The sequence below is a fragment of the Neisseria sp. HMSC061H08 genome (genome assembly GCF_001836795.1).
GTDB classification, from domain to species: domain Bacteria; phylum Pseudomonadota; class Gammaproteobacteria; order Burkholderiales; family Neisseriaceae; genus Neisseria; species Neisseria subflava_A.
Genome location: NZ_KV830566.1, coordinates 4,273 through 5,776, shown reverse-complemented (window position 1 = coordinate 5,776; position 1,504 = coordinate 4,273). Strand labels below are relative to the sequence as shown.

1 protein-coding gene and 1 pseudogene are annotated in these 1,504 nt (G+C 39.2%); both read left to right on the top strand.

Annotated features, from left to right (window positions below; genetic code table 11):
* Positions 1-1,306, top strand: a 1,306-nt coding sequence (locus tag HMPREF2675_RS11540; protein WP_283127796.1) for a hypothetical protein, incomplete at its 5' end; no start/stop codon positions are given.
* Positions 1,303-1,504: pseudogene (locus HMPREF2675_RS04935) on the top strand (hypothetical protein); the annotation flags it as partial. The gene HMPREF2675_RS11540 and the pseudogene HMPREF2675_RS04935, both read left to right, overlap by 4 nt.

The window sequence follows — 1,504 nt, the reverse complement described above, 5'->3', positions numbered from 1 at the left end:
GGTGGTGGGTGCGGCCGGAGGCAGCCTGAAAGGGGGGAGCAAAAGCAGCACCAACGGCACCAACATCAATGCCCTGTTCAATGCGCAGGTAGGGGGCGTGTTGGGGCAGAATGCGGTGGGGAATAACTATCTCAGCCCTGGCCTAACCATTCCTTTCGTTGATAAAGAGATTTCACCTGATCAAATAAAAAAATTTGGACAAGAGTTAGGAGAAAACTGTGGAAAAACAGGGAATAAAGCTAGTTGTGCTGCCACTTATGATAAGTGGAAAAATTTATCATACAAGCAAGGAGGATTAGATCCTAACGATACATCATGGGAAAATTTCGTAGCCCTAATGTACCAACAAGAAGTATTGCCCTTATGTAAAGGCAACAAATCCTGCGAAGCGCATGTTGTTACGAGTATGCAGCTTAATGTTGTCCTCAATGCAGGCGATGCAGCAGGATTACGTGATTCGATAGAAGTAGATAGAAGAGCTGTAAATATTGCTAATGGGAACTGGGTTCGTGCAGGTTTAGATACATTAGGAGACGTTAGTACGATTTTGGGTATGCGTGCTATGGTTAATCCCAATTCTGCATATTCAAGATTGATGAATTCTGTATTTGCTACACCGAGTAAAACAGGTATGCCTCGGTCTACAACACAGTTAGGAATTGTAGGGAATTGGGAACAGAAGGCATTGCCGAAACCGCAACTACCGAAAGATTACAGATATGATCTCAATATAGGGAAAAATAATCCGAATTTTAACAAAGAGCTTCACAAGACAATTTATGATCAAGATCCAAGAAGGATTGAAGCTGTTAAAGCTAGAGATCAGGTAAATAAAGCCAATAGAGAAAGAATAAAAAATTCTCCACACAGTCTAGTATTGGAAAAAGATGTACATGGTAATGAGATTTTTTATAGGCGTATATCTTATGAAGATTTCATGAAACTTAAAACATACGGAGAATTACCAGCAACAAGTGAAACATTTATTTCTCCGCTTAAAGCATATTCCGAACAGGGATATAATGGAGTGTTGGTTAAATTTACAACAAAACCGGGCACCATGGATCTTTTGAAAAAGATAGGTACAACAGGCAACTCGGCAACAAACCGGCTCTTTCCGGATTTGCCCCGTACAGGCAAGGGCTGGACTGAAAAAACACAAGTGCAATTCAAGCTTGAAGGTCAAGGGAAGCCATATGTGAATAAAGGGAAAGGGGTAGTCAATACAGGACTGGGTAGGGCTGGCGGTAAAGAAACTTTTGAGAAACAGATTATTTATTTTGAAAAAATTGGAGACGTAAAATGAGTTATTTGATTTTGGATGATGATATGTATTTAATCTATGATTTTAAAAAAGTCATGAAAAGAGAAAAAGAATTTATTGAAAAGACAAGATTATTATCATTAAATGACGAAAGTATCTTTGGCATCAAAAAAGACAAAGGCTTATTTGCATCAGAGGAATGGTGGAGTAATATTGATTCCGGACAGATTATCACCAGAA